The 25,542-nt window shown below is 59.8% G+C and carries 25 protein-coding genes; 12 read left to right on the top strand and 13 right to left on the bottom strand.

The genetic code is table 11. From position 1 onward, the window contains the following. Positions 1-254: 254 nt before the first annotated feature. Positions 255-857 (top strand): nitroreductase family protein, encoded by a 603-nt coding sequence (locus tag LRL22_RS09770; RefSeq protein WP_043822233.1) that lies wholly within the window; start codon positions 255-257, stop codon positions 855-857. A 113-nt stretch (positions 858-970) separates the two neighbouring features. On the opposite strand, the gene LRL22_RS09775 is transcribed toward LRL22_RS09770, so the two are convergent. Together LRL22_RS09775 and LRL22_RS09780 are read right to left on the bottom strand one after the other, a co-directional pair. After that, on the bottom strand, positions 971-1,621 hold the full coding sequence (locus tag LRL22_RS09775) for an HAD-IA family hydrolase (protein WP_270905289.1): 651 nt from the start codon (positions 1,619-1,621) through the stop codon (positions 971-973). 8 nt (positions 1,622-1,629) lie between these two features. After that, entirely contained in the window at positions 1,630-1,881 is a 252-nt protein-coding gene (locus tag LRL22_RS09780) for a hypothetical protein (RefSeq protein ID WP_270905290.1), read from the bottom strand. A gap of 116 nt (positions 1,882-1,997) precedes the next feature. Between LRL22_RS09780 and LRL22_RS09785 the strand changes: the two genes are divergently transcribed. Then, positions 1,998-2,906 carry a LysR family transcriptional regulator gene (locus LRL22_RS09785; RefSeq protein ID WP_270905291.1) on the top strand — a complete coding sequence of 303 codons (909 nt, stop codon included), beginning with the start codon at positions 1,998-2,000 and terminating at the stop codon, positions 2,904-2,906. A 94-nt stretch (positions 2,907-3,000) separates the two neighbouring features. On the opposite strand, the gene LRL22_RS09790 is transcribed toward LRL22_RS09785, so the two are convergent. The 4 genes from LRL22_RS09790 to LRL22_RS09805 form a co-directional block, all read right to left on the bottom strand. Next, on the bottom strand, positions 3,001-3,939 hold the full coding sequence (locus LRL22_RS09790) for a sensor domain-containing diguanylate cyclase (protein WP_270905292.1): 939 nt from the start codon (positions 3,937-3,939) through the stop codon (positions 3,001-3,003). A gap of 199 nt (positions 3,940-4,138) precedes the next feature. After that, positions 4,139-4,831: a cold shock domain-containing protein gene (locus tag LRL22_RS09795; RefSeq protein ID WP_270905341.1), complete on the bottom strand. Its 693-nt coding sequence runs from the start codon at positions 4,829-4,831 to the stop codon at positions 4,139-4,141. A 132-nt stretch (positions 4,832-4,963) separates the two neighbouring features. After that, the gene (locus LRL22_RS09800; RefSeq protein ID WP_139473647.1) at positions 4,964-5,530 is read right to left on the bottom strand and encodes a cysteine hydrolase family protein; all 567 of its coding nucleotides are present in this window, start codon (positions 5,528-5,530) and stop codon (positions 4,964-4,966) included. A gap of 49 nt (positions 5,531-5,579) precedes the next feature. Then, positions 5,580-6,743: an FAD-dependent oxidoreductase gene (locus LRL22_RS09805; protein WP_270905293.1), complete on the bottom strand. Its 1,164-nt coding sequence runs from the start codon at positions 6,741-6,743 to the stop codon at positions 5,580-5,582. A gap of 265 nt (positions 6,744-7,008) precedes the next feature. Here LRL22_RS09805 and miaB point away from each other — a divergent pair, with 265 nt between their 5' ends. From miaB to lnt, 5 genes are all read left to right on the top strand, one after another. Continuing rightward, a complete protein-coding gene (gene miaB / locus LRL22_RS09810; protein ID WP_184232846.1) occupies positions 7,009-8,442 on the top strand; it encodes a tRNA (N6-isopentenyl adenosine(37)-C2)-methylthiotransferase MiaB in 1,434 nt (477 codons plus the stop codon). A 54-nt stretch (positions 8,443-8,496) separates the two neighbouring features. After that, complete coding sequence (locus tag LRL22_RS09815) at positions 8,497-9,546, top strand: PhoH family protein (RefSeq protein ID WP_270905294.1); 1,050 nt, start codon at positions 8,497-8,499, stop codon at positions 9,544-9,546. Then, complete coding sequence (ybeY, locus tag LRL22_RS09820; protein WP_005354089.1) at positions 9,543-10,007, top strand: rRNA maturation RNase YbeY; 465 nt, start codon at positions 9,543-9,545, stop codon at positions 10,005-10,007. The genes LRL22_RS09815 and ybeY overlap by 4 nt, the downstream gene beginning before the upstream one ends. Before the next feature lie 95 nt (positions 10,008-10,102). Next, positions 10,103-10,987 carry a CNNM family magnesium/cobalt transport protein CorC gene (gene corC, locus LRL22_RS09825; protein ID WP_005354092.1) on the top strand — a complete coding sequence of 295 codons (885 nt, stop codon included), beginning with the start codon at positions 10,103-10,105 and terminating at the stop codon, positions 10,985-10,987. Between the two features lie 148 nt (positions 10,988-11,135). Continuing rightward, on the top strand, positions 11,136-12,680 hold the full coding sequence (gene lnt / locus LRL22_RS09830) for an apolipoprotein N-acyltransferase (RefSeq protein ID WP_270905295.1): 1,545 nt from the start codon (positions 11,136-11,138) through the stop codon (positions 12,678-12,680). A gap of 64 nt (positions 12,681-12,744) precedes the next feature. Here the strand turns inward: lnt and nqrE are convergent, their stop codons facing one another. The 5 genes from nqrE to LRL22_RS09855 all read right to left on the bottom strand — a co-directional run bounded on the left by nqrE (position 12,745) and on the right by LRL22_RS09855 (position 17,886). Continuing rightward, entirely contained in the window at positions 12,745-13,344 is a 600-nt protein-coding gene (gene nqrE, locus LRL22_RS09835) for an NADH:ubiquinone reductase (Na(+)-transporting) subunit E (RefSeq protein ID WP_270905296.1), read from the bottom strand. Between the two features lie 198 nt (positions 13,345-13,542). Next, on the bottom strand, positions 13,543-13,935 hold the full coding sequence (locus LRL22_RS09840) for a hypothetical protein (protein ID WP_064335663.1): 393 nt from the start codon (positions 13,933-13,935) through the stop codon (positions 13,543-13,545). Between the two features lie 259 nt (positions 13,936-14,194). Continuing rightward, a complete protein-coding gene (locus LRL22_RS09845) occupies positions 14,195-15,376 on the bottom strand; it encodes a MerR family transcriptional regulator (protein WP_270905297.1) in 1,182 nt (393 codons plus the stop codon). Between the two features lie 166 nt (positions 15,377-15,542). Next, entirely contained in the window at positions 15,543-17,273 is a 1,731-nt protein-coding gene (gene recJ, locus LRL22_RS09850) for a single-stranded-DNA-specific exonuclease RecJ (RefSeq protein ID WP_201989867.1), read from the bottom strand. Beyond that, on the bottom strand, positions 17,239-17,886 hold the full coding sequence (locus LRL22_RS09855; protein WP_005335146.1) for a disulfide isomerase DsbC N-terminal domain-containing protein: 648 nt from the start codon (positions 17,884-17,886) through the stop codon (positions 17,239-17,241). Before LRL22_RS09855 ends, recJ begins: the two co-directional genes overlap by 35 nt. Before the next feature lie 316 nt (positions 17,887-18,202). Here LRL22_RS09855 and mscL point away from each other — a divergent pair, with 316 nt between their 5' ends. After that, complete coding sequence (gene mscL, locus LRL22_RS09860) at positions 18,203-18,613, top strand: large-conductance mechanosensitive channel protein MscL (RefSeq protein ID WP_005354103.1); 411 nt, start codon at positions 18,203-18,205, stop codon at positions 18,611-18,613. Positions 18,614-18,699: 86 nt separating this feature from the next. Continuing rightward, positions 18,700-20,235 (top strand): sensor domain-containing diguanylate cyclase, encoded by a 1,536-nt coding sequence (locus LRL22_RS09865; protein WP_270905298.1) that lies wholly within the window; start codon positions 18,700-18,702, stop codon positions 20,233-20,235. Here the strand turns inward: LRL22_RS09865 and xerD are convergent. Further along, complete coding sequence (xerD, locus tag LRL22_RS09870) at positions 20,232-21,131, bottom strand: site-specific tyrosine recombinase XerD (protein ID WP_270905299.1); 900 nt, start codon at positions 21,129-21,131, stop codon at positions 20,232-20,234. The two genes, LRL22_RS09865 and xerD, sit on opposite strands and share 4 nt — an antisense overlap. Positions 21,132-21,380: 249 nt before the next feature. Here xerD and fldB point away from each other — a divergent pair, with 249 nt between their 5' ends. From fldB to LRL22_RS09885, 3 genes are all read left to right on the top strand, one after another. Next, on the top strand, positions 21,381-21,899 hold the full coding sequence (gene fldB, locus LRL22_RS09875) for a flavodoxin FldB (RefSeq protein WP_005335151.1): 519 nt from the start codon (positions 21,381-21,383) through the stop codon (positions 21,897-21,899). A 202-nt stretch (positions 21,900-22,101) separates the two neighbouring features. After that, complete coding sequence (locus LRL22_RS09880) at positions 22,102-23,502, top strand: TldD/PmbA family protein (RefSeq protein ID WP_270905300.1); 1,401 nt, start codon at positions 22,102-22,104, stop codon at positions 23,500-23,502. Next, on the top strand, positions 23,502-24,842 hold the full coding sequence (locus LRL22_RS09885; RefSeq protein ID WP_270905301.1) for a TldD/PmbA family protein: 1,341 nt from the start codon (positions 23,502-23,504) through the stop codon (positions 24,840-24,842). The genes LRL22_RS09880 and LRL22_RS09885 overlap by 1 nt, the downstream gene beginning before the upstream one ends. A gap of 82 nt (positions 24,843-24,924) precedes the next feature. On the opposite strand, the gene LRL22_RS09890 is transcribed toward LRL22_RS09885, so the two are convergent. After that, entirely contained in the window at positions 24,925-25,419 is a 495-nt protein-coding gene (locus LRL22_RS09890; RefSeq protein WP_270905302.1) for a zinc ribbon-containing protein, read from the bottom strand. Positions 25,420-25,542 lie beyond the last annotated feature (123 nt).

Genomic DNA, 25,542 nt, shown 5'->3' on the forward strand with positions numbered 1-25,542 from the left:
TCGGACAGCTCCTGTCACCTGCGCAGGGTTGGGTGGCGCAATCTCAGCTGGGCTGGCAGTTCAGCGCGCCTCAACCCCGTTCACTGGGGAGCAACAGGATCGCCTATGTGCGGGGTGTTAACCCTCAGTTGAAAGTGTCACCACTGCATGTAAACGCTCGGAAGATAATCGGGTGGTATAGTCTATAGCTTGAACAACAGGGGATGGCTGGCCACAAGGCTGGCGCCCGGTGACTATCAAGCAAAGGAGATGTTATGAGCAGTCCGTTTATCGAGCAGATCAAAGCACGTCGTACCATCTATGCCCTGGGCGACCAGGTGTCCCATACGCCGGAGCAGCTGACGGCCCTGATTCAGGATGCCATCAGACACAGCCCCTCCTCTTTCAACTCCCAGAGCTCCCGTGCCGTCATCCTGTTTGGCGCCCAGCACCACAAGCTGTGGGATATCGTCAAAGCTGAGCTGAAAAAGATTGTGCCGCCGGAGGCCTACGCCCAGAGTGAGGCCAAGGTGGATGGCAGCTTCCGCGCAGGTTTCGGTACCGTGCTGTTCTTCGAAGACACCGACGTCATCAAGGGTCTGCAGCAAAAGTTCGCCCTCTATGCAGACAACTTCCCCATCTGGTCGGAACATGCCACCGGCATCGCCCAGTTTGCGGTCTGGACGACGTTGGCGCAGGAGAAGGTCGGCGCCTCCCTGCAGCACTACAATCCGCTGATCGACGAGGCGGTACGCAAGGAGTGGAACCTGCCCGCCAGCTGGCTGCTGCGCGCCCAGATGCCTTTTGGCAGCATCAAGCAACCGGCCGGCGACAAGACCTTTATCGACGACGCCACCCGTTTCCGCGTCTTCAAATAACGGTCAGATGGCAAAACGCCCCCGCATCTCGGGGGCGTTTTTATTGCGACATACAGTGTTGATGGCGATGGTTCATACCGCAATCTGCGGTCGAAATACGCTCTATCCACCGCTCAAGTGAGCAGCGTCACCAACAGGGACTCACCTTCCCCCAACTCCACCTTCACCTCGCGCCAGTTGCGGATCACCGCCACAACCGCCGGATTGAGCGGCGCATCGCCTCCTACCTGCACCACGGTGCAACCTGCACGCAGGGCACTCTCGATACCGGCCGGGGCATCCTCGAACACCAGACAACAATCGGGCGAGACGCCAAGCCGTTCAGCCCCCAGCAGATAGGGCTCGGGATCGGGCTTGCCATTGACCACCTCTTCGGCCCCCACCAGCACGCTGGGCAGCGGCAAACCGGCACAACTCAGGCGATGGCGGGCAACCCGTTCACTGGCGGAGGTCACGATGGCCCAAAGCTCTGGCGACAAGCGGCCCAGCAACTCGCCAGCCCCTGCGATGGCATCGCCGCCGGTATGCAGCATCTCCAGCTCGTCGAGCCGCGCCGCTTCCCGCTCCACATCCAGCTGCGGGGCAAGCGCCCGGATCACCTCACGTGAGCGCATACCGTGGCACATAGCCAGTACCGGCTCTGGGGCAAGCTGATGATACTGACACCAGAGCCGCCACACCTTCTCCACATCGCCGGTCGAGCAGACCAGAGTGCCATCCATATCGAGCAGCAGGGCGGATACCGACAGGGTGATCGTGTTCATGCCAGCACTCATACAGGCACAGGCACCCCGGCCAGCTCGGGCAGAGAGCCAGAGAGCGCATCGGTAAAGGCCTGCTGCTGGGCTGCACGCTCATAACAAGCGAGCGCCTGCTCGGTACTGCCAGCCCACACTTGCAAGGGGCCGACCACAAACCCCTGTTGCAACAAGCTGGCGAGCAGCTCCCCCGTCTCCGGGGCCGCCAATGGCTGGGCCAGCACCAGCGTGCCCTTGATCAAAAAGAGATAGCGTTGGGTAGACATGATATGGCTCCTTGTTCCGGTTCAGAGGAGGGCGATTCCCCCCTTGCCGAGCCATTAGAACAAGGCGATTAGATAATTTATAATCAATAAATCGCCACCTTGGATAACCAATTGGAATGAAATTCGACTTGAGGCAACTACAGGCGTTTGTGACGCTGGCCGACACCGCCAACTACCGGGAAGCGGCCAGCCGCCTCTTTATCACCCAGCCGGCCCTCACCAAGCAGATCCAGGGGCTGGAGCAGACGCTGGGCTGCACCCTGTTCAAACGGGGCCGCCACGGCGCCGAGCTGACGGCGCTCGGCGCCCAGCTGCTCACCCAGGCGAGTGCGCTGGTCGAGCACGGTCGGGAGTTCGAAAGCCATGCGCTGGCGGTGGCGAGCGGCGTGGCCGGTCGACTCAAAATTGGCTTCGGTCTGTCGAGTTTCGCACTGGCCCCTGCGCTGGTAGCCCGCTTCAAACAGCAGGCCACGGACGTGATGGTCCATCTGCAGGATATGCCCTCCGCCATCCAGCAGGAGCAGTTGCTCTCCGGCCAGTTGCAGCTTGGCTTTATGCGCAGACCTCAGATGCCCCAGTTGCAGGAGCACAGACTGCTGATCGACCGGCTGGTGCTGGCGGTGCCGACACGGATGACCGAGCCAGACCCGGCCGCATTCGACGTCCAGCAGGCACTGACCAGTCAACCCCTGTTGCAGATGGTGGGCCACCGCTGCCCTGGGCTCAGCCAGCAGATCGCCGGTTTTCTCGGCGCCAATCGGCTGACCGGCATGGTCCAGGAGGCCGAGGATATCCAGACGCTGGTGGCGCTGGTCGCGGCGGGCATCGGCAACGCCATCCTGCCGCGCAGCGTCAGCTTTATCGCAGGGCCCGATGTCACCCTCTATCCCCTCTCTGGTCCCAGCTCCGAGTGGGAGGTCAGCATGGTATGGAATCCGGACTTTGCCGACCCCATCCGGGATCACTTCGTCAGGCAGGTGATCACCAGCCATCCCCTGCCGGTGTCGGCCACACCCGAGCGCTGAAACCAACGCTCGCTGGTTGCTAACACCGTGACCAACCAAAAAACAGTGCGCCCCCATCAAGGGGACGCATGCAGGACAAAAGCGGCAATGCGGCTCAACAGCTGGCGCAGTGACTACGGTTTTTACCCGCCCCCTTGGCGCAATAAAGCGCCGCATCGGCCGCGGCCAGCAACGCCCCTTCTCCCTCCAGCAGTTGCTCAGCCGTGTAGGTGGCAATGCCAATACTGGCGCTAAGCTGAATATTATTTGCCACCACGATGTCGAGATCGTTGATGGCCTGGCGGATCTCCTCCGCAATCCGCTGGGCCGTATTTTGGTCGGTATTGCCGAGGATCAGGGCAAATTCGTCACCACCAAAACGGCAGGGCAGATCCGCAGGACGCTGGCAGAAAGATTGCAGAAGATGGCCCACCAGCTGGAGCGAGCCATCTCCCATCTGATGCCCAAGATGGTCATTGCACGCCTTGAAGTTATCCAAGTCCAGCATGATGAGGGAGAGCGGGGTATGTTCCCGCATGCTGCGCCGCCACTCGTTATGCAAAAAACTGTTGAACAGCCGCCGATTAGCCAGTCCGGTCAAAGGATCGTGGAAGGAGAGGCTTTCCACTTCCAGCTCCAGCAGCTTGCGCTCGGTGATATTGATATGGGCGATGGAAAAATATTCAGCATCAAGACCGGGTACCGGCGCTACTCGCATCATAAACCAGCGCTGGGTGTCGGGGCTGTGGCAGGGGTATTCCAGATAGAACTTCTCCTGCTGATGACGGATAACCCGGAGGATCCCCTCCACGGCAGCCAATCCAGAGGGCTCGGATTCATCGTCACAAGCCCCCATGTAATTGACCCCAATCCAGTTATATCCCCTGGGCATGCCGTTTTGCTCGGCAAACAGATCCCAGGCGAGATTGGTGTAATGGATCACGCCATCCCGATCTATCACCGATATCTGGTCTTCCAGCGAATCCAGCAGCGCAGCCAGATGATGGGCTCGCTCGGCGAAGTGACTCTGCCGTGTCTGTATATCATCCGCCATGATGGCCATCCTGTGGCAAAAGTGGCATACCGCCATCTATTAACAATTAAGTCAGCAGATAGAGTGAAGCACCCCATTCCCACTTAGCCAACTGAGACCAAATTTCACCATCGAACACTATCCGGCAAGGTTTCAGGCCAGTTTCCCTGTTCCGGATAACAAGAGCACATCATGAGCATATGTCTCTGATAAGTCACATTTAATGACCACACCACTGATTTTCACAGGGGATGCCATCTCCTTCCCCATCCATCTTGGTACCAGGGCAGTTTTGTAAAAACCAGGTTGCCTCCTCGCAGGAGGTCATCTGGGAGCAATGCTGCCGACCATCACACTGACGAATAAAGGTCGTTGTCTGTGGCGTGCTGACCGAGGTGCTGATCTCCTCCTGATTGAAAGATGAGACCGGCAATGGCGCCATCGACTCGGCCGAGAAACGGGAATAGATGGAAAAGAGGCCGACGAGCACCAGCAGGGGGATCAGTTTGCCACTCCAACTGCTCTTGCGACGTCGATAGGGGTTACTTCGCTCTCTGGTCGAGGTGGGTCGTGGCGGCTGACTTGCCGCCCGAAATGCAGGCGCCGCCGATGATGCGGCTGATCTTGCTGCTGATGGTGCGGCCGACTGCACTGCATCCGCCAACGTGAGCGGGCGATCGGGGAAAAAAACCTGTAACGCCCTCGGTTTGCCATCCTGGCCACTGCCGATCAGATAGGTGACACGCTCCCCCGGCTCGGGCAAGCGACCATCTGATTGCAGCGCCGTAACATGCACAAACAGCCCTGCACTGCGTGATCCATTGATTATCTGCTCGGCGCCATTTTGCTCCGGCGTAATAAATCCAAAGCCGCGCGCCTCGTTCCAGCTCGCGATCCGTCCCTGATAACGCATCTGTCCATCCTTGTTGTTATCCATGTGAGCACTATATTGCCCGACAATCATGTTGCCCAAAAGCGCTGCGGCCCGACAGAGGGCCGCTGAGTCAATCTCAACACGGTGCTCGGGTGCTGCCTGCGTTAAGGATCAAGCCAGCCGGGACACCTTGATGATCTCGGCGATACGGCCCAGCATCCGCAGCGAGGTGTGATGCTCGGTGGCATCTGCGGCGGCGCAGGCATCCTCCAGAATGGTGATGGCGTAGTCGCGATCGTGACCATCCCGCGCCGCCGCCTGAATGGCCCAGCTAGTGCTCACCCCGCACAGATAGAGGTGGTCGATGTGGTTGGCCCGCAGCGCAGGCTCCAGCGCCGTGCCATAGAAGGGGCTGACCCTGGGCTTGGCTAGCACCAGATCACCGGGTTGCACATCCAGATCCGGATGAAAGTCGGTGCCGCTGTCAGCCAAGGAGAGCGCCCCCAACTGGTGAGCGCGACCAAACATGGGAGACCCCTTGGGCTGCAGCTGATAGCCGCCGTCAAAGCCCACCTTGATCAGCACTACCAGCCAGCCGTTGGCGCGGGCATGGGCCAGCGCCTGATTGGCATGCGCGATGGCATCCTGCTCCAGTACATGGGCTGCGGAGGCGGCAATGCGCCCGTCGGGGTGGGCAATATCGTTGATAAAATCGATCACCAGCAGTGCCTTGTTCATCACCTGTGCTCCTTCGCGCATTCAACCCGTGCTATCTGGTTTCTACCTGTCAAACCAGCCCAAGTGCATAGCGCAGCGCCATCTCCTTGAGCGGGCCCGCCTTGTCCGCCAGATTGAGGGCCAGATTGCGGGCCAGCTTGAGGGGGCCAATCTCGTTGCTGAATACCCCGTAGAAGAGATCCATCCCCGACTGCATCAGCAGGTTGTCGGGACGACGGCGTCGCTCGTAACGCTCGGCCAACGCCAGCTGATGCCAGTCGGCGCCAGCTCCTTGCAGCAGAGCCGCCCAGCAGGCCACATCCTTGAAGCCGAGGTTGACCCCCTGCCCCGCCAGCGGGTTGATGGTGTGGGCAGCATCGCCAAGCAACACCACCCGACCGGCGTGATAGTCGTTGGCGTGGCGGCGCACCAGCGGGAAGCTCCCCTTGCCGGTGACGGTGAACCCGCCGAGCCGACTCGGGAAGTGGCGGCACACTTCGGCGGCAAGCCCTTCGTTGCTCATGGCCGCCAGAGCGCGGATCCGGGCCGGGCTGTCATACCACACCAGAGAGCCGTGCTGGCCTGGTAATGGCAGGAAGGCCCGCGGGCCACTCGGGGTGAACTGCTGCCAGGTGATATCTTCCTGCGCAAAGTCGGTATCGATATTGATCAGCATGCAGTGCTGGCGGTACTCGAAGCGCGATACGCCGATACCCGCCAGCTTGCGGGTGTGGGATTCGGCACCGTCGCAAGCCAGCACCCAGCGGGCCACCAGCTCGGTGCCATCATCCAGAGTCAGCACAGCTTCATCCGCACTCTGGCGCAGGCTGGTCACCGCCGCCGGGGTGTGGGTCTGGATGGTGGGAAAATCTTCCATCCGCTTGAGCAGGGCGAGCTGCACCAGCCGGTTTTCGATGATGTAGCCGAGCTGGGGCAGGCCGAGGTCGGCGGCATTGAAGCGGGTGGCAAAACCGTCCAGCTCCCAGGTCTCCAGCCGACGGTAGGGGCAGAGCCGCATCTGCTGCAGATGGTGCCAGGCACCGGCCTGCTCCAGCAGCGCCACCGAGGCCTGACTGATGGCGGAGACCCGCAGATCCAGCGGCTGCTCCGGCGCGTAATGCTCCGGCAGTTGGGTCTCGATGACCCGCACCGAGAGGCCCTGAGCCGCCAGCAGACAGGCGGTGGCGGCGCCCACCATGCCGGCGCCGACGATGGCGATATCACACTGTTCCATACATTTATTCCTGAAAGGGTGCGTCCGGCGACAGCGCCCGGACGTGAACCGGATGGCTGCATGATAGCGCAAGGGCGGCTGATAAACAGTGAGACAAACGGGGAATTGCTGCGTCAAATCAAGGAGAAAGCTTATTGAGCTTGCTGGCAACAGGTATCGGGTGAGCACCATTGCCAGCTGGATATTAGCTAGGCAGTATCCAGATTGCGGAGTAAAATGCGCGGTCCTTTGACCATGCCGATTTCAAAACAAGTCAAGAGAAGCAATGAGCAAGAAACTTCACATTAAAACCTGGGGTTGCCAGATGAACGAGTATGACTCGTCCAAAATGGCCGACCTGTTGGATGCCAGCAATGGCTACACGCTTACCGAAGAGCCCGAAGAGGCAGATGTCTTGCTGCTCAATACCTGCTCCATCCGCGAAAAAGCGCAGGAGAAGGTGTTCCACCAGCTGGGACGCTGGAAAAAGCTCAAGGCCAAAAAGCCCGGTCTGGTGATCGGCGTGGGTGGCTGCGTTGCCTCTCAGGAGGGCGATGCGATTCGCCAGCGCGCTCCCTATGTGGATATCGTGTTCGGCCCGCAGACCCTGCATCGCCTGCCCGCCATGATCAAGGAAGTGCAAGAGGGCCGTGGTGCCCAGGTTGATATCGCCTTCCCCGAGATCGAAAAATTCGACAGCCTGCCCGAACCGCGCGCCGAAGGGGCTACCGCGTTCGTCTCCATCATGGAAGGCTGCTCCAAATACTGTACTTACTGCGTGGTGCCCTACACCCGCGGTGAAGAGGTGAGCCGCCCACTGGACGACGTGCTCTACGAAATCGCCCAGCTCGCCCAGCAGGGCGTGCGCGAAGTGAACCTGCTCGGTCAGAACGTCAACGCTTACCGCGGCCCGACCTTTGATGGCGGCATCTGCACCTTCGCCGAGCTGCTGCGTCTGGTGGCCGCCATCGACGGTATCGATCGCATTCGCTACACCACCAGCCACCCGATCGAGTTCACCGACGACATCATCGAAGTCTACAAAGACACCCCGGAAGTGGTCAGCTTCCTGCACCTGCCGGTGCAGAGCGGCTCCGACCGTATTCTGACCATGATGAAGCGCCCGCACACCATCCTGGAGTACAAATCCAAGATCCGTCGCCTGCGTGCCGCCCGTCCCGACATCACCATCAGCTCCGACTTCATCGTTGGCTTCCCGAACGAGACGGACGAAGACTTTGAAGCGACCATGAAGTTGATCGAGGATGTGGGTTTCGACATGAGCTTCAGCTTCATCTTCAGTCCGCGCCCGGGCACCCCGGCCGCCGACATGCCCGACGATGTCGACATGGAAGTGAAGAAAGCCCGTCTGGCCCGCTTGCAGCACGTCATCAACAACCAGGCGATGCAGATTGGCCGCGCCATGCTGGGCACCACCCAGCGCATCCTGGTGGAAGGGCCCTCCAAGCTCGACCCGATGCAGCTGTGTGGCCGCACCGAGAACAACCGGGTGGTCAACTTCGAAGGCCAGCACACCCTGATCGGCGGCTTTGCCGACGTGGAGATCACCGAGGTGCGTCCCAACTCCCTGCGCGGCAAGTTCATCCGCGGCGAGAGCGAGATGAACCTGAGGATCGCCACCGCCCCGAGCGAAATCCTGGCCCGTCGCCCGGATAACGTGCCGGACGAGCTGGGCGTGGCCGCTTTCACCCCCCATTAATCCCCTCCTCCCCATTCGCCCGGCGGATGGGGAGCGCCTTGAGACGAGGATATTTTGAGCCGACACATCTCGACCCTGAATCTGCATCTGGAGCCCGCCGACAACCAGCGCCTTGCCAGCTTGTGCGGCCCCTTCGATGACAACATCAAGCAGCTGGAGCGCCGCCTCGGCGTCGAGATCAGCTACCGTGACAGCCACTTCCAGTTGGTGGGCAAACCGGCCCAGCTGGATGCCGCCGCCGTCATCCTCAAGCACCTCTATGTGGAAACACAGCCCCTCAAGGGTGGCAAGGTGACCGACATCACCCCCGACATGGTCCATCTGGCCATTCAGGAGTCGCGGGTGCTGGAGCAGGATGACGAACCGACGCCGAGCATCCCCTATGGCAAGGAGGTGACGGTCAAGACCAAGCGCGGTCTCATCAAACCACGCAGCCCCAATCAGGCCCAATACATCGCCAATATCGTGCGCCACGATATCTGCTTCGGCATAGGCCCGGCCGGTACCGGCAAGACCTATCTGGCGGTCGCGGCGGCGGTGGATGCGCTGGAGCGTCAGGAAATTCGCCGCATTCTGCTGACCCGTCCGGCGGTGGAAGCGGGCGAGAAGCTGGGCTTCCTGCCTGGCGATCTCTCCCAGAAGGTGGATCCTTACCTGCGCCCGCTCTACGACGCCCTGTTCGAGATGCTGGGTTTTGAGCGGGTCGAGAAGCTGATGGAGCGCAACATTATCGAGGTGGCGCCGCTCGCCTATATGCGCGGAAGAACCCTCAATGACGCCTTTATCATTCTCGATGAGGCCCAGAACACCACCACCGAGCAGATGAAGATGTTCCTCACCCGCATCGGCTTCAACTCCAAGGCAGTGGTCACCGGTGACATCACCCAGGTAGACCTGCCGCGCAACGCCAAATCCGGCCTGCGCCACGCGCTGGAAGTGCTGCAAGGGGTCGATGGTCTGTCGTTCAACTTCTTCGAGTCCAAAGACGTGGTGCGCCACCCGGTGGTGGCCCGTATCGTGCAGGCCTATGAGGCGTTCGACGCCAAACAGGCCGCCGAGAAGGTGGCCGGCCAAACAAACGCCAGCAAAGAGAGTGAGCAATGAGCGTAACCCTGGATCTGCAGCTGGCCAGCGCCAGCACTGACGGCCTGCCCACCGAAGCCCAGTTGCAGGGCTGGCTCGACGGCACCATTCTCGGCTTCCAGCAGGAGGCAGAAGTGACGGTGCGTATCGTCGACGAGGCGGAGAGCAACGAGCTCAACCTCACCTATCGCGGCAAGGACAAGCCCACCAATGTGCTCTCCTTCCCGTTCGAGGCGCCACCCGGTCTGGAGCTGCCGCTGCTCGGCGATCTGGTGATCTGCCGTCAGGTGGTAGAGCGCGAGGCCGAGGAGCAGGGCAAGCCCCTGATGGCCCACTGGGCCCACATGGTTGTGCACGGCAGTCTGCATCTGCTAGGTTATGACCATATCGAGGATGAGGAAGCCGAAGAGATGGAAGCGCTTGAGCGCGACATCATGCAGGAGCTCGGTTTTGCCGATCCTTATCTGAACGACGAAGAGTAAAGAACCGGATGGTCATCGACTTGAAACAGCAGATGGCCATCCTTATATAACCCGAACTATTTCAAGTGTGTTCATACGAGTAACCAAGAGAGAAAATGACCGACGATCACCCTAGTACCGGCTCGCCGAAGAAAACCTGGCTCGACAAACTCAGCCAACTCTTCCAGGGCGAGCCAAAAGACCGCAATGATTTGGTAGACGTGATAGCCGATGCCGAAGAGCGCGACCTCATCGATCAGGACACCAAGGACATGATCGAGGGGGTGCTGGAGATCGCCGATCTTCGCGTGCGCGATATCATGATCCCCCGCTCCCAGATGGTGACCATCGAGAAGTCCCAACCGGTGGATGCGATCCTGCCGGTGATCATCGAGTCCGGTCACTCCCGCTTCCCGGTGATCAACGAGGACAAGGATCATGTGGAGGGCATTCTGCTCGCCAAGGATCTTCTCCCCTTCGGGTTTGGCGGCCATCACGCCAGCGAGCCGCTGCAGCTCGAGAAAATCTTGCGCCCCACGGTGATCGTGCCGGAAAGCAAACGGGTTGACCGTCTGCTCAAGGAGTTCCGTGAAGAGCGCTACCACATGGCCATCGTGGTCGACGAATTTGGTGGCGTCTCCGGTCTGGTGACCATCGAAGACATACTGGAACTGATCGTTGGCGAGATCGACGACGAGTTTGACGACATCGAGGATGAGCCGGACGAGATCCGCCGCCTCAGCAAGCGAGTCTTCTCCATCAGCGCCCTGACCGAGATCGAGGATTTCAACGACTTCTTCGGCACCAAATTCAGCGATGAAGAGGTGGATACGGTAGGTGGTCTGGTGATGCACGCCTTCAGCCACCTGCCAAAGAAGGGCGAGGAGATCGAGCTGGATGGCTACCTGTTCAAGGTTATGCATGCCGACCGGCGCCGTCTGCAGCAGTTGCAGGTGAAGATCCCCGAGCACCACGCGGCGGCGCAATCTGAGCCGCAATAGGCAGATCCGCTCGATGTGTGAAACAACGCCCCGACCTCGGGGCGTTGTGCTCTCTGCCACCGGCATCGAGGCTCGCCGTTGCCCCGCTTACAGGTTAAGATACCGGCCATTCGACCCCAGTTGCACACCAAGACGAGCACCATCGCCCGTGAGATTATCCCCTGTTACTTCTAAAATTCTGTTAAGCCTCAGTGCATTGGCCTCTGGTGCCATCGCAGTGCTGGCCTTCTCCCCCTTCGGCTACTGGCCGCTGGTGATCCCCTCCCTGCTCGGCCTCTACGCCCTGCTGGACAAAGCAACGCCGAAACAGGCCGCCTGGCGCGGTTTTGGCTACGCCATGGGACTCTTTTTGCCGGGGCTGTGGTGGATCCATGTCAGCATGACCGAGTTTGGCGGCATCCCGCTGCCGGTCGCCTTCGTCCTGCTGGCCGGGCTCTCCGCCTATCTGGCACTCTATCCGACGCTCGCCTGCTGGGTCTTTGCCCGCGTCTTTGGCGGCCGTCACTGGAGCCGCTGGCTGCTCGCCTTCCCGGCCCTCTGGTTGGTGGCTGACTGGCTACGTGGCTGGGTGATGACCGGCTTCCCCTGGCTCTGGTTTGGTTACAGCCAGATCGACGGCCCCCTCAAGGGCTTTGCTCCCATTCTCGGGGTGCAGGGCATCACCCTCGCCCTGTTGCTGTCCGCCTCCGCTATCTGGCTGGTGTGGAAATCCCGCTCCCCGCTCTGGCTGGCGGTGCCTGCCCTGCTGGTGGCAGGTGCTCACGGTCTGATGCAGCTCAACTGGGTCACCCGTGGCGAACCGGTCAAGGTGGCACTGGTGCAGGGCAATATCGCCCAGTCCCTCAAGTGGGATCCGGAGGCGCTGGCCCCCACGGTGCGCACCTATCAGGACTTGAGCCGCGAGAATCAGGATGCCGACATCATCATCTGGCCGGAGTCGGCGATCCCGGCCATCGAGAAGGCGATGGGCCCCTATCTGGAGAATCTGGACAAGGCGATGAAGGTGAACGATACCGGCCTGCTGGCTGGGATCATTCACTACGACGAGCAGCAACAGCGCTTCTACAATACCGTGCTCGGCATGGGGGTGCAGGATGCGGATGGCAAGGAGTCCTACTTCTACAACCACTCCAACCGCTACAACAAGTACCACCTGCTGCCCATCGGCGAGTTCGTGCCGTTTGAAGATCTGTTGCGCCCCATCGCCCCCTTCTTCAACCTGCCGATGTCCTCTTTCAGCCGGGGTGACGAAGTACAGACAAACCTGATCGCCAAGGGGCTCAAGTTTGCCGCCGCCATCTGCTACGAGATCATCTTCCCGGAAGAGGTGCGCCGCAACGTCAATGCCGATACCGACTTCCTGCTGACCGTCTCCAACGACGCCTGGTTCGGCACCAGCATCGGCCCGTGGCAACATATGGAGATCGCCCGGATGCGCGCGCTGGAGCTAGCTCGTCCGCTGCTGCGGGACACCAACACCGGTATCACTATCGTGACCGAGATCGATGGCAGCATCATCGGCCAGATCCCGCAGTTTGAAGCGGGTGTGCTGCGCAGCGAGGTGCGTCCCGCCCACGGCGAGACCCCCTACATGCGCTTTGGCAGCTGGCCCCTCTACGGCCTGACCGTGCTGCTGCTGGGTCTGGCGCTGGCCCTGCGCCCCAAGGCTCATCCCTGGGCCCGCGAGCTGTAATGGCCATCCGCAATCCCTGATAAACAACGAGGCGCCCGCAGGCGCCTCGTTTTTTCATCTCCAATCAAAGTGATATGCCGGAGAAGGACATAAAGCCGAGGGACATCAGCCCCGCCACGATAAAGGTGATGCCGATGCCCCGCAGCCCCTCGGGGACATCGGCGTACTTCAGTTTCTGGCGCAAACCGGCCATGGCGACAATGGCCAGCAGCCAGCCAAGCCCCGAACCTACGCTGTAGACCAGCGACTCGATAAAATCGTAATCCCGCTGCGCCATAAACATCACCCCGCCAAAGATGGCGCAATGCACCGTCAACAGCGGCAGATAGATGCCGAGCGCCTGATAGAGCGCCGGAGCGTACTTGTCGAGCACCATCTCCATCACCTGCACCAGCGCCGCCAACACCCCGATGTAGATGATGTAATCGAGAAATCCCAGATCGAATTCCCCGAAAAAGGTGCTGCCTGCCCGCAAGATATGGCGGTAAATCAAGTTGTTCAGGGGAATGGCGATCACCATCACCACCAGGATTGTCATGCCAAGGCCAAAGGCGGTGTTGATGTTCTTCGAGACGGCCAGAAAGGTACACATCCCCAGAAAGAAGGCCAGGGCGAGGTTTTCGACAAAGATTGAGTGAATAAACAGGTTGAGGTAGTAGTCCATAGGTGTGCTCACCAGGTGTTTGCGCAAAGAGAAAGTCTGCCTCTGGCCGATGGCCAGCAGCATGGACGAAACAACAGAAAGCGCGGACGCAGCACCGGACGATAGAGCGCAGGCTGCAGGTGTCAGCCTGCCCCGTCAGTCAATCGGGAGCGTTAAATCCGTGTGAAAACGTGGATGAGCGTCCGCCAGCCGGGTGAGCTAGTCGCCGTGACAGAAGCGAAATTGCAGATGGTGGCCGCAGAGTTGCCGTTTATGCAGATAGCCAACGTGGCCACAAGCTTGTCTGACATAGATCAGCGGCACAAAGAACAGCAGGCCACAGAGCAGGCCGAGGATGTCGTACTGGAACCAGGCCAGCAGCATCTGATAGAGATGGCCTTCCCGCTCCTTCGCCAACCGCCGCCCCTGCTCGACCCCGTGGCGCCACTGGTTGCCCGGCAGCAAGCCGACCGTGTCGACCAGACGCTGGTTGATCGGGTCTTGCAGTGCCATCCCCGCCGTCGCCCCGGCAGATGGCCCCTGCGAAACGGCGCTCAGCCCAGCTGCGGCAAAAGCAGCGAGCCACAGAATGCAGGCGATGGCAAAGGCCATTGCACCGTGCTGTATGCGGCTTGGGGGTAAGCGACTGGCAAGAGGCAAGGATCGAGCTCCTTCAGGGATGACAGGAATGCGGGGATAATTATATCACAAGCCATCGCTTTATTGGATTTTGATATTCACCTAATCATGCAAATCAGCACTAAACACTCAATTATCACTGAATTTGGCATTTAAAAACTAAAACAAATGGGGGAGCATCTGCTCCCCCGTCCGATCACTGGCTCACCCTCAATGGCAATAGCCATCCTCTTCACATCGCCTGCAGGCAGCAGATCACATAGCCGTAACTGCCCAGATATTGGCGGTGGATGGCTACTTCCCGGCTCAAGTACTGCCAGGCGGCACTCTCCCCCAGCTCGTCTCGATAGCGCACCAGATTGACCTCGATAGGGTCCAGATAGTTGTTCCAGGCGCTCATCGGCAACGGAGTGTGTGACAGGCAGCGATAGCCTGCCGCTTGTATCGTCTCAAGCAGGCCCGCCAGCGTCTGCATGGCGGGATAATCCTGCTGCCAGAATGCCAACGCCTCCTCGGGCGGGTTATCGGTCAGCCAGACCGCATCACTGAGCACGATGCAAGCCTGCGGGCTCGCGAGCAGCGGACGCCACGCCTTCAGCGCATTAGCAACCCCCATCACGTAAGCGCTCCCCTCTGCCCAGATGAGGTCGGCCGGGGCCAGATCGTCCGGCAGTGCCGCCATGTTGGCGCAGAGGGTGGAGACATGCTCAAAGCCCGCTGCACGGGCGGAGTGCGCCACGGCGGCCAGCGCCTCCTCTTCCAGATCGATGGCCACAATGTCGGCATCGGTCACCTGAGCCAGCGCCATGGTCGAGGCCCCGCGCCCGCAGCCCATGTCAAGGATCCGGCGCGGCCGGATGGGCAAGGCGGCAAACTGCTGCTGGGTGAAGGCGCGATCCCCCGGCCCCCAGTAACTCATGCCATCCAGCAGCTGGATAAAGTCCTTGATGTAACGCTCATGCTCATTCATGTCTTTGCTCAACCATTGCAAGTGGTAGCGATCTTTCTCGCTAAAACCCTGTTTCATCACCCACGCGAAGTAGGCCTCCGGTGCCTCGCGCTGCAGTTGCAGCTGCCAGGCCTTGAATTCCTCACCGGAGCGCGGGCGCAGCCCTGTCAGATCCGCCAACAGATCCCGGGCGCGCTGCATCCGCACCAGCTCCTCATCCAGCTCCCTCACCCGGGCCTGCAATGCCGCTTGATCTATCTCGCCAGCCAGACAGGCGAGGCACTGCTTGAGGCTGAGACCACCTGCCTGCAGGGCCTGCACCATCTGCAGTCGCTGCAGATCCCCCTCGTCATAGTGGCGATAGCCGTTGGCGGCCCGGGTACCGGCAATCACCCCCAGCTTCTCGTAATAGAGCAGGGTGGAGCGGGCGAGGCCGCAGCGGCGGGCCAGTTCGGATATTTTCATGGCAATCACTCACGGTGCGGGCCCTCAGGTGACCCGATAAAGACGAGCTTAAACTGTAAAGCTATAGACAGGTCAACGCCCTTTTCCAGAGATCTGCCAACAAAAACGGCCACCCGAGGGTGGCCGTTGTCAGCGCTATCTGCGACAAAGCAGCGATGCAACCGGCTCAGAGACCGGCAGCCTCCAGATGCTCCACCAGCAGCTGCACGCTGCGGTTGCCGCGCCACTCGTTGACGTCAAGCCGGTAGACAAGCCGCACCCGCTTGACCGAGGCATCGGGCCAGCGCTTGAGATCGACGCCAAAAGCGATGGCATCCACCGCATGACCGGAATCGGTTGTCAGCATCATCTTGAGGTGCTTCTCCCCCACCAGCCGCTGCTGCACCAGCACGAACTCGCCGTCGAACAGCGGCTCGGGGAAGGCCTGACCCCAGGGGCCGGAGGCGCGAATCAGCTCCGCCAGCTCGAGGTTGAGCTCATCCGGCAACAACTCGCCGTCGGTGAGCAGCACTCCGGTCAGCAGCTCGGGGGTCACCAGCTCGCTGATGACCGCCTCAAAGGCGCGGCTGAAGGCCTCGATATTGGCCTTGGGCAGGGTCAGCCCCGCCGCCATGGCGTGGCCGCCAAACTTGCCCATCAGGCCCGGATGGCGGGTATCGAGCAGTTCCAGTGCATCGCGCAGGTGCACGCCGGGGATGGAGCGGCCGGAGCCCTTGAGCTCGGTCTCGCTGCTCTCGGCAAAGGCAATGACCGGGCGGTAGTACTTCTCCTTCACCTTGGAAGCCACCAGCCCCACCACCCCCTGATGCCACTCGTTGCGGTGCAGCACTATGCCCGATGGCACCTCGCCATCGCGAAACCGGATCTGCTCCAGGGTGGCGAGGGCCTCCTGCTGCATCCCCTGCTCGATCTCCTTGCGCTCCTGATTGAGGCTGTCCATCTCGGCCGCAAGCTGGCGCGCCAGATTGAGATCATCGCAGAGCAGACAGGCGACCCCAAGGGACATATCATCGAGGCGCCCAACCGCATTGAGGCGCGGCCCCAGCGCAAAACCGAGGTCGGCGGCGGTGAGGCGGCGACCATCACGACCCGACACATCCACCAGCGCCTGAATGCCGGGGCGACAGCGCCCGGCCCGGATCCGCTGCAAGCCCTGATGAACCAGAATGCGGTTGTTGCCATCGAGCGCCACCACATCTGCGACCGTGCCGAGGGCCACCAGATCGAGGTAATCCGCCACATTGGGGGCGCGTAACCCTTGCCGTTCGTACCAGCCGAGCTGACGCAGATGGGTATTGAGGGCCGCCATCAGATAGAAGGCGACTCCCACCCCGGCCAGCGACTTGGAGGGGAAATCGCAACCGCGCTGGTTCGGGTTGACGATGGCATCGGCATCAGGCAGCTCCTGACCCGGCAAATGGTGATCGGTAACCAGTACCTGCATGCCCGCCGCCTTGGCTGCCGCCACCCCGGCGATGCTGGAGATACCGTTATCCACCGTGATAAGAAACTCGGCGCCACGGGCCACCGCCAGCTCGACAATTTCGGGGGTAAGGCCGTAGCCAAACTCGAAGCGGTTGGGCACCAGAAAATCGATATGGCGACCGCCCATGGCGCGCAGGGCCAGCACACACAGGGCCGAACTGGTGGCACCATCGCAGTCGAAGTCGCCGACAATCAGGATCCGTTTCTGGGCAGTCAGAGCCTCCGCCAGCAGCGGCACCGCCTGCTCCATGCCATAGAGACGCTGGGGCGGCAACAGCTGGCTGGCGCTGCGCTCCAGCAGGGCGGGGTCCTCTACGCCACGGCTGGCGAAGATTTGGCGAAGCAGGGGATGCAGGGTGGCAGGCAGATGGGAATCATCAACTCGCGGACGACGACGGATTTGCAGGGACATCAATATGATCCAGTATCTTGAGCAGCTGTTCGGGGCTCTGATACCCGCGCACCAGATCCCCGTCGGAGGAGACCCAGGCCGGCAGTACCTTGACCCCCAACCATTGGCTCAGGCCAATATTTTGGATAAGGGTCTCACTACATGCCGTTTGAGGCAAATAGGCTTTTAACGGATCATTTTGCAGCAGGGGATCGCTGCACCAGTCGGCGGCCCGCTCGGCGTGATCAATCACCGGATAGAGTGCCACGCTCACCCCGGATGCCTGCAAGTGTTGCAAGGTGCCGGAGAGCTGACGACGTTTGGCATCCTGCTCACCGAGAAACAGCGCAACCCGGTGACGCTCATCACGGGCCTTGAGCACGATGGGGGCATGAGCCACCTGCGCCAGCCCAAGTCGGCGCTGCTCGCGCATACCCGAGATGGTCAGGTTCTTCATGTCGCGAGTCATATCCAGCATGACCCCCTGCACCACATAATCCCCTTTGGCATCGCTGTAGAGTACCCCCTGTGAGGTGCCCAGCATGTACAACCCCGCGATCGGGGTCGGTTCAACCAGATAGACGGGAACCCCCAGCCGGGCTGTGATGGTCTGTTTCAAGGCTTGGGTATCCATCCCCGCTCTGGCAGCAAATGTGCACAAAAGCATCATTCCCAGTAGTAAATACTTCACTTGTTTACTCACGTGGTATGAATGAATCGACCCAGCAAACTACAGCAGCACAGCTCATCATTCAACCAGCTACTTACCAAAAAATTAATATCACTTTGTACCAAAAAAATGGTTCCCCCCGATTGCCAAGGACTCATAACGCCCGCAAGCTAGTCAGGACGACAGGAACAACGCGGCTTAGCCTCTGTTTTTCCTGACAAGAGTTCGCCCTTTGGCAAGGGTAATCAACGCGCTATCTTGTTTAATTTCGGAGGAAATAATGAGTCTGATTCAAGAGTTCAAAGCCTTTGCCGCCCGCGGCAACGTCATCGATATGGCGGTCGGTATCATCATTGGTGCCGCCTTCGGCAAAATTGTCTCCTCTTTTGTCGGTGACGTGATCATGCCGCCCATCGGCCTGATCCTGGGCGGCGTGGACTTCAGCGACCTGGCGGTCACCCTGAAGGCCGCAGAAGGTACAACACCCGCCGTGGTCATTGCCTACGGCAAGTTCATCCAGACCATCATCGATTTTCTGATCATCTCCTTTGCCATCTTCATGGGACTGAAGGCCATCAACACCCTGAAGAAAAAGCAGGAAGAGGAAGCCGCCGCACCGGCAGGCCCGACCAAGGATCAGGAGCTGTTGACCGAGATCCGTGATCTGCTGAAATCTCAACAGGAGCGTTAAGCCGACTCCCCAGACTGGTGTGCATGTGTGTCACGATGCCTATGGGCTATGGTTAGATGGCGTAAAGTTATATAGGCGTCGTGACTATGCAAACCTCCACTGCTGCAAACTCCAATCACAGCTTTATTCTCCGTTTTCTTTTGCTGCTTGCGCTGCCACTTGTTTTGACCACATTGGGTAGTGCGTATCTTTTTTCTGTTATGCAGAAAAACACCTTGCTAAGCACCGCCAGATTTTTTAACGATAGTACTGCGCAGCAATGGGATAACTCACTCTCTTCGGTTGAGAGGCAAATAAATATCATCATTGCCGACATTACTGAGAATAATGGAGATCTTCCCCCGGAATTAAAACAACGTTATCGCGACATTTGGCAATACCTTCTTTACCCTGATGGCCCAATAAAAACCGTGTACTACATGCTTCAGGATAACAAGCATATCAATTTCTCTCTTCATCCTACCCCGATTGAGTTCAAAGAATCGGCACGCCCATGGTATCGCAATGCCATCGACCATCCCGGCATCAATATCTGGAGTTCCCCTTACATTGACGCGATTGAAAAAACGCCGGTCGTCACCCTTTCCCATGCTGTTTTCAATAACCAGGGGGAATTTCTTGGCGTGATTGGCATCGACCTGAACTTGAAAGTATTTTCAGCTCGTATAGGGCGGATTCTGGAGAGTAGTAACAATGTTGTATATATGCTCTTTGACAGAGGCAGCAAGATGATTGTGGCTCACAGCGACCCTCAGGAAAACGGCAGTCGACTTGACCAACCATGGATTTCCGAATTGAAAGGCAGGAATGGTACCTTAATGAGTGAAAATGGTGATCTCATTTCATATCACGCCCTTCACAACAACCCATCATGGCTGGTTATTACTGTATTTCCATTCAAGAGCGATATTCTGATTGGTGAAATATTGCCTACCATATTTATCACTCTGATATTGTCACTATCGATATTCACACTGGTTGCCATTATTTTCAGGCAACGTCTGGAGCATACAATCAGCACATTGGTACAAGTTGTTAGACAATTGCGTATCACCCCTCCAGGGCAACAAATTATTATCCCCAAGCTGGCTGGTATAGAGGAGCTGGAGGATGAAATAGTGATGATCTCAGACAAAATGCAGGCCGAAACAGAAAAATCGCTGCGTGATGCATTAACCGGCTTGTACAACCGCCGTCATTTGGAAGAGGTGCTCGCCACTCTACATAAAGAAAATAGCCAATATATATTGGCTATTATCGACATTGATAACTTCAAAAAAATAAATGATACCTATGGTCATCCCATCGGTGATGCCGTTTTGAAGCGCACCGCTCAGCTCGGTAGCCAATTGCTGGAGCAACAGGCAACTCTGTGCCGCTTTGGGGGGGAAGAGCTAGTCGCTATTTTTGAACAGACGGATATTGCCAACGCGCTGAAGTTGATGGAGCAGTGGCGTATCAGCATGGGGCAACAGGATTGGCGTGAAAAGGGCTTAAGCGTCTCCTTTAGCGGTGGCATTGCCGAATCCCTGAATGATGCGCCAGACAGAGTGATGGCGCGCGCCGATGCAGCCCTTTATCAGGCTAAACAAGCGGGCAAAAATCGGCTGCAACGGGCTTAAGCGCGGGGGTGGTGCTCACCGTGCAGCGCCTTGAGCCGTTCGTTGGCCACATGGGTGTAGATCTGGGTGGTGGAGAGATCCGCGTGACCCAGCAGCATCTGCACAACCCGCAGGTCTGCGCCGTGGTTGAGCAGATGGGTGGCGAAGGCGTGGCGCAAGGTATGGGGGGACAGCTCGCCGTTAATCCCGGCCCGCAGGGCATAGAGCTTGATGCGATGCCAGAAGGTCTGGCGGGTCATCATACGGGCCTGCTTGGAGGGAAACACCACATCCGAGCTGGTGCCCCCCAGCAGCAGGGTGCGGGCCTCCCGGTAGTAACGCTCCAGCCAGTGCATCGCCTCCTCGCCCATCGGCACCAACCGCTCCTTGTTGCCCTTGCCCACTACGCGCACCAAGCCCTGACGCAAACTGACATGCTCGGCAGTGAGCCCCACCAGCTCGGAAACCCGCAAGCCGGTGGCGTAGAGCAGCTCCAGCATCGCCTTGTCCCGCAGCTCCAGCGGGTCATCCACCAGCGGCGCACTCAAGAGTGCCTCCACTTCCGCTTCGCTTAAATCGGAGGGGAGTTTTTTCGGCAGCTTGGGCCCCTCCAGCAGCACGGTCGGATCGTCGCTGCGCAGCTTCTCGCGGTTGAGATACTGGTAAAAACGGCGCAGGGCCGACAAGAAGCGGGCGGTGCTGCTAGCTGCAAACTGGTGATCGACCCGCCAGGCGAGGTAGTGCTGGATCTCGTCCATCCCCGCCAGCAGCATCGAGCTCCCCTGCTCGTCGAGCCAGAGGGAGAACTTCTCCAGATCGCTGCGATAGGAGCTGACCGTGTTGTCAGACAATCCCCGCTCCAGCCAGAGGGCGTCGAGGAAGGGTTCAATCAGGGGATGTGGGTCAGGCTTGCTCATGGTGCGCTGCAATCAGGGGATCGATGGCCCATTGTAACGCGCCAACTCCTTGGAAAGACAAGGCACTTTCATTGGAAAGATAAGGCACGTTTGCCACACCCCTTGCCGGGCGGTGAAGGTCGAATGGCAATCTGCTAGACTGGCGCCCTCCCCTTACGTTACCCATCGTGTTGCCAACATGGCGCAGCCCACACGAGCATGCGAGAACGCGCCAAAGCACGCGAGAAAGCGCCAACAGAGAGAAGAGCGATGAAGATTGGTCTGTTTTACGGTTCCACCACCTGCTACACCGAGATGGCTGCCGAGAAGATCCGCGCCCTCATCGGCCCCGAGCTGGTGGATATTCACAATATCAAGGATGTCTCCCTGCGCCGGATGGAGGATTACGAGATCCTGATCCTCGGCATCTCCACCTGGGATTTTGGCGAACTGCAGGAGGACTGGGAGTCCCGCTGGGAAGATATCGCCGACCTCCATCTGGAGGGACGCATCGTGGCCCTGTTTGGCCTCGGCGATCAGCTCGGTTATGGCGAATGGTTCCAGGACGCCCTCGGCATGCTGCACGATCAGCTAGTGCCAAAAGGGGTCAAGCTGGTGGGCTACTGGCCCAACGAAGGGTACGAATTCGATGCCTCCAAGGCACTGATCGACGATGGTCGTCACTTCGTCGGGCTGGCGCTGGACGATGCCAACCAATATGACCAGACCGATCCGCGCATCGAGCAGTGGGTCGAGCAGATCCTGAGCGAAATCCACGCCCTGCTCTGATCTTTCCCACGTTTTGGCAAAACGATCCTGAGCGCCTGGCCCTGGCCGCCGGGCGCAGTTATCGCACCGATTTTCTCAATCGGTATCATCGCATGACGCTATAGCGACTTTTTTGTGCTGGTCTGCAACAATGGACTCGACATCCCATAACAATCAGAGCCGGATGTCGGAAGCAAACGGACAGACCAGAAAAGGATATTCTATGACCCCATTCTCCCTGTTGGCCCCCGCTATTGCCCGTGACGTGCTCGATCACGCGCTGGCACTGGGTGCCGATTTTGCCGAGCTGTTTGTGGAGCGCAAGCGCCGCAGCCAGCTCAGCCTGCTCTCCAGCCAGATAGAGAACATCAGCGGTGGCCTCGATTTCGGCATCGGTGTGCGCCTCTGTTACGGCCACAAGGTGCTCTACGGCTACACCAATCTGGCCAGCCGCGACGAACTGCTGCGCATCGTCACCCTGCTGGCGGCCAAAGACCGCCGCGACCCCGTGGTGACCGCCACCGCCTTCGATTTCACCCGCCTGAGCGATCGCAACCCGGTGGCGCTGCCCCTGTCGGCCGACAAGCTGCTGGAGCAGAAGATCGCCTATCTGCACGCCATGGATGCGGCGGCCCGCGCTGAGAGCGACAAGGTGAGCCAGTTCTCCGGCAACGTGCTGGGCTGGGAGCAAGAGGTGGAAATCTTCAACAGCGAAGGAGTGCAAGTGGCCGATCGCCGCCACTACAACCGCATCATGGCCCAGACCATCGCCATGGAAGGGAGCGAGCAGAGCGTCGGTTACGAGGCCCCCGGCGCCCTGATGGGCTGGGAGCATGCCGATCGCATCGATCCGCGCGAGCTGGCCCTCACCGCCACCCGTCAGGCACTGGTGAAACTGGGCGCGGCTCCCTGCCCGAGCGGCACCCTGCCGGTCATCATGGAGAACGGCTTTGGCGGCGTCATCTTCCACGAGGCGTGCGGTCATCTGCTGGAGACCACCTCGGTGGCCAAGAAGGCGTCGGTGTTTCACGACAAGATGGGCCAGCTTATCGCCAATCCGGTGGTCAATGCGGTGGACGAGGGACTGCAAGGCAACGCCTGGGGCTCCATCAACGTCGATGACGAGGGGATGGCGACCCAGCATACCCAGCTCATCAAGGACGGCGTCTTGACCGGCTTTCTGGTGGACAGAATGGGTGCCCTCAAAACGGGCTACGCCCGCACCGGCTCCGGGCGGCGCGAATCCTACAAGTACGCCCCCACCTCGCGCATGCGCAACACCTATATCGAGCCGGGCAACCACAGCCTCGACGATATGCTAGCCACCGTCGAACATGGCATCTACGCCAAGAAGATGGGGGGCGGCTCGGTACAGCCCGGCACCGGCGAGTTCAACTTCAATGTGCAGGAGGCATACCTCATCGAGCACGGCAAAATCACCAGACCGCTCAAATCAGCCACCCTGATCGGTACCGGCCCGCAGGTGCTGAAAGAGATCTCCATGGTGGGCCGCAATCTGGCGCTGGCCGCCGGTATGTGCGGCTCAGTCTCGGGCTCGGTCCCCACTTCGGTGGGCCAGCCGGCGCTGAAAGTGGACAATATTCTGGTGGGAGGGAACGCCTGATGAGCCAACTCGACATTAACCAACTGCTCACCCGCCTGCTGGATAAAGTGGCCGACCTCAGTGCCGAGGCAGACATCATCGCCAATCAGGAGAAGGCCTTCTCCCTCAAGGCAGACAAGGGCGAGCTGGGTGAATACAAGGTCACCAGCAGCCAGCAGCTCGGCATTCGCCTGATCAAAGAGGGTCGGGTCGGCATCGCCTACTCGGAATCCCTCGATGAGCTGGCGCTCGATGCCATGCTGCAGGATGCGCTCGATGCCAGCCGCTTTGCCAAGGTGGATCCGGATCAGCGCATCTCGGTGGCCAATAGCCGGATCACCACAGATTGCGCCGAGATCAACCAGCCCGATACCACGCCGGTTGAGGAGAAGATCGCTCTGGCCCTGCGTCTGGAATCTGACATGCTGGCCATGCCCGATGTGAGCGGCGCCCCCTACAACAGCTTCTTCGAAGGGGAGAGCCAGCTCTGGCTCGCCAACAGTCAGGGCACCCTCTGCCAGCACGGCGAGTTCAGCGTCGGCTGCTACACCTCGGCGCTGGTGGAGCGGGATGGCCGCCAGTCGATGCACTCGCAGGGGCAGTATGGCCGTCGCTTCGACGAGCTGGATAGTCAGGCCCTGATCGAGCAGATCTACGCCATCGCCGATGGTCTGCTGCCCGGTGAAGCGGTGCCGAGCGGTCGCTACAGCGTCATCTTCAGCACCAACTGCTTCGCCAGCCTGTTTGGCTGCTTTCAGGGCGTGCTGTCGGGTAAGTGGGCCCAGCAGGGGATCAACCCGTGGCGCAGCAAGGTCGGCCAGAGCGTGGCGTCACGCTGGCTCACTCTGGAGAGCCGGGTCTATATGCCTGGCGGTATGAACATCAAGGCGTTTGATGGCGAGGGGGCGGCCAGCTCGGATCTGCTGCTGATTGGCGAAGGGGAGCTGAAGACCCTGCTCCACAACAGCGCTACTGCCCGCCACTTTGGCGTCGCCAGCAACGGCTCGGCCGCCCGCGGCGCTCGCAGCGCCCTCGATGTGACCGCTCGCCATCTGGTGTTTGGTGCGGGCCCTCACTGTGAAGCGGAGGTGCAGAGCGGTGACTATCTGGAGCTGGTCAAGCTGGACGGCCTGCATTCCGGTGCCGATGCGGTGAGCGGCGACTTCTCCTTTGGCGCGTCAGGGTTCCTCTGTCGCGATGGAGTTCGCCTGCAGCCGGTGCGCGGCATCACGGTAGCAGGCAACTTCTACCGCCTGCTGGGCGAGCTGGAAGCGGTCGGGGATACCCTGCACCACAACGACGGCAAGGGCTTCTACGCCCCGCAGATCCGTTTTGGCGGCCTCTCCGTCGCGGGCAAGTAAACGTCCCGACGAAACCTGCAAGTAAGAAAAAGGCGCCTAATGGCGCCTTTTTCTCGTTATCTCGTCCGCCTTGAGGCCTGACTCAGGGCGAGAGCGGCTCGCGGTGATACTCGGCGCAGCCGCATTCGGGGCAAGTATCGAGCTGCTGGGGATGCAGCACAGTATGACGCCAGCCACACTGGTCGCACACCATGACCCCAAGCCCCACCCAGTCACCCGCCTCATAGACGCCCTTGTGCTCCAGCTCGTCGGCCAGCTCGCGCCACTCCACCTGGGCGCGGTCGGTCACATCCGCCAGCCAGGACCAGGCGGTGTCTTTGAGGGCCAATATAAAGGCAGACTCTTCCACCTGCGCACTATCGTCATGGCGCCCCTCGTCATAGTTGCCCAGATCCCGCTTCACGTACTCGGCGATGAGCGCCAGTTCGTCCTGAGTCAGGTCGCTGGCCGCCTCCAGATAGGCCTGCACCTTGGCAATCATCCGGTTGAGGCGCTCCCCCTGGAACTCTTCAGTCTCTTGCCACTGTTTTTGCAGCTCGGCAATGAAGGCTTCGTACCCTTTTTGACGTTTGTCCATGGCTCTAACTCCTCTACTAAACCCTGATCTGGCCCGGCTTAAGGCCCAAGGGACGCTGGCGGTTGTTGCCGCCGCAGGATATGGGTATTCTATTGCGATTTCCCAGCTGATTTATCTATTCAT

Origin of the sequence: Aeromonas sp. PI_26 (genome assembly GCF_027854445.1) — a bacterium.
Taxonomy (GTDB): Bacteria; Pseudomonadota; Gammaproteobacteria; order Enterobacterales; family Aeromonadaceae; genus Aeromonas; species Aeromonas veronii.

Excerpts from the sequence above, each read along its gene's own strand:
- LRL22_RS09770 (WP_043822233.1), top strand. The coding sequence starts at position 255 with ATGAGCAGTCCGTTTATCGAGCAGATCAAAGCACGTCGTACCATCTAT.
- LRL22_RS09775 (WP_270905289.1), bottom strand. The coding sequence starts at position 1,621 with ATGAACACGATCACCCTGTCGGTATCCGCCCTGCTGCTCGATATGGAT.
- LRL22_RS09780 (WP_270905290.1), bottom strand. The coding sequence starts at position 1,881 with ATGTCTACCCAACGCTATCTCTTTTTGATCAAGGGCACGCTGGTGCTG.
- LRL22_RS09785 (WP_270905291.1), top strand. The coding sequence starts at position 1,998 with ATGAAATTCGACTTGAGGCAACTACAGGCGTTTGTGACGCTGGCCGAC.
- LRL22_RS09790 (WP_270905292.1), bottom strand. The coding sequence starts at position 3,939 with ATGGCGGATGATATACAGACACGGCAGAGTCACTTCGCCGAGCGAGCC.
- LRL22_RS09795 (WP_270905341.1), bottom strand. The coding sequence starts at position 4,831 with ATGCGTTATCAGGGACGGATCGCGAGCTGGAACGAGGCGCGCGGCTTT.
- LRL22_RS09800 (WP_139473647.1), bottom strand. The coding sequence starts at position 5,530 with ATGAACAAGGCACTGCTGGTGATCGATTTTATCAACGATATTGCCCAC.
- LRL22_RS09805 (WP_270905293.1), bottom strand. The coding sequence starts at position 6,743 with ATGGAACAGTGTGATATCGCCATCGTCGGCGCCGGCATGGTGGGCGCC.
- miaB (WP_184232846.1), top strand. The coding sequence starts at position 7,009 with ATGAGCAAGAAACTTCACATTAAAACCTGGGGTTGCCAGATGAACGAG.
- ybeY (WP_005354089.1), top strand. The coding sequence starts at position 9,543 with ATGAGCGTAACCCTGGATCTGCAGCTGGCCAGCGCCAGCACTGACGGC.
- corC (WP_005354092.1), top strand. The coding sequence starts at position 10,103 with ATGACCGACGATCACCCTAGTACCGGCTCGCCGAAGAAAACCTGGCTC.
- nqrE (WP_270905296.1), bottom strand. The coding sequence starts at position 13,344 with ATGGACTACTACCTCAACCTGTTTATTCACTCAATCTTTGTCGAAAAC.
- LRL22_RS09840 (WP_064335663.1), bottom strand. The coding sequence starts at position 13,935 with ATGGCCTTTGCCATCGCCTGCATTCTGTGGCTCGCTGCTTTTGCCGCA.
- LRL22_RS09845 (WP_270905297.1), bottom strand. The coding sequence starts at position 15,376 with ATGAAAATATCCGAACTGGCCCGCCGCTGCGGCCTCGCCCGCTCCACC.
- recJ (WP_201989867.1), bottom strand. The coding sequence starts at position 17,273 with ATGTCCCTGCAAATCCGTCGTCGTCCGCGAGTTGATGATTCCCATCTG.
- LRL22_RS09855 (WP_005335146.1), bottom strand. The coding sequence starts at position 17,886 with ATGGATACCCAAGCCTTGAAACAGACCATCACAGCCCGGCTGGGGGTT.
- mscL (WP_005354103.1), top strand. The coding sequence starts at position 18,203 with ATGAGTCTGATTCAAGAGTTCAAAGCCTTTGCCGCCCGCGGCAACGTC.
- LRL22_RS09865 (WP_270905298.1), top strand. The coding sequence starts at position 18,700 with ATGCAAACCTCCACTGCTGCAAACTCCAATCACAGCTTTATTCTCCGT.
- xerD (WP_270905299.1), bottom strand. The coding sequence starts at position 21,131 with ATGAGCAAGCCTGACCCACATCCCCTGATTGAACCCTTCCTCGACGCC.
- fldB (WP_005335151.1), top strand. The coding sequence starts at position 21,381 with ATGAAGATTGGTCTGTTTTACGGTTCCACCACCTGCTACACCGAGATG.
- LRL22_RS09880 (WP_270905300.1), top strand. The coding sequence starts at position 22,102 with ATGACCCCATTCTCCCTGTTGGCCCCCGCTATTGCCCGTGACGTGCTC.
- LRL22_RS09885 (WP_270905301.1), top strand. The coding sequence starts at position 23,502 with ATGAGCCAACTCGACATTAACCAACTGCTCACCCGCCTGCTGGATAAA.
- LRL22_RS09890 (WP_270905302.1), bottom strand. The coding sequence starts at position 25,419 with ATGGACAAACGTCAAAAAGGGTACGAAGCCTTCATTGCCGAGCTGCAA.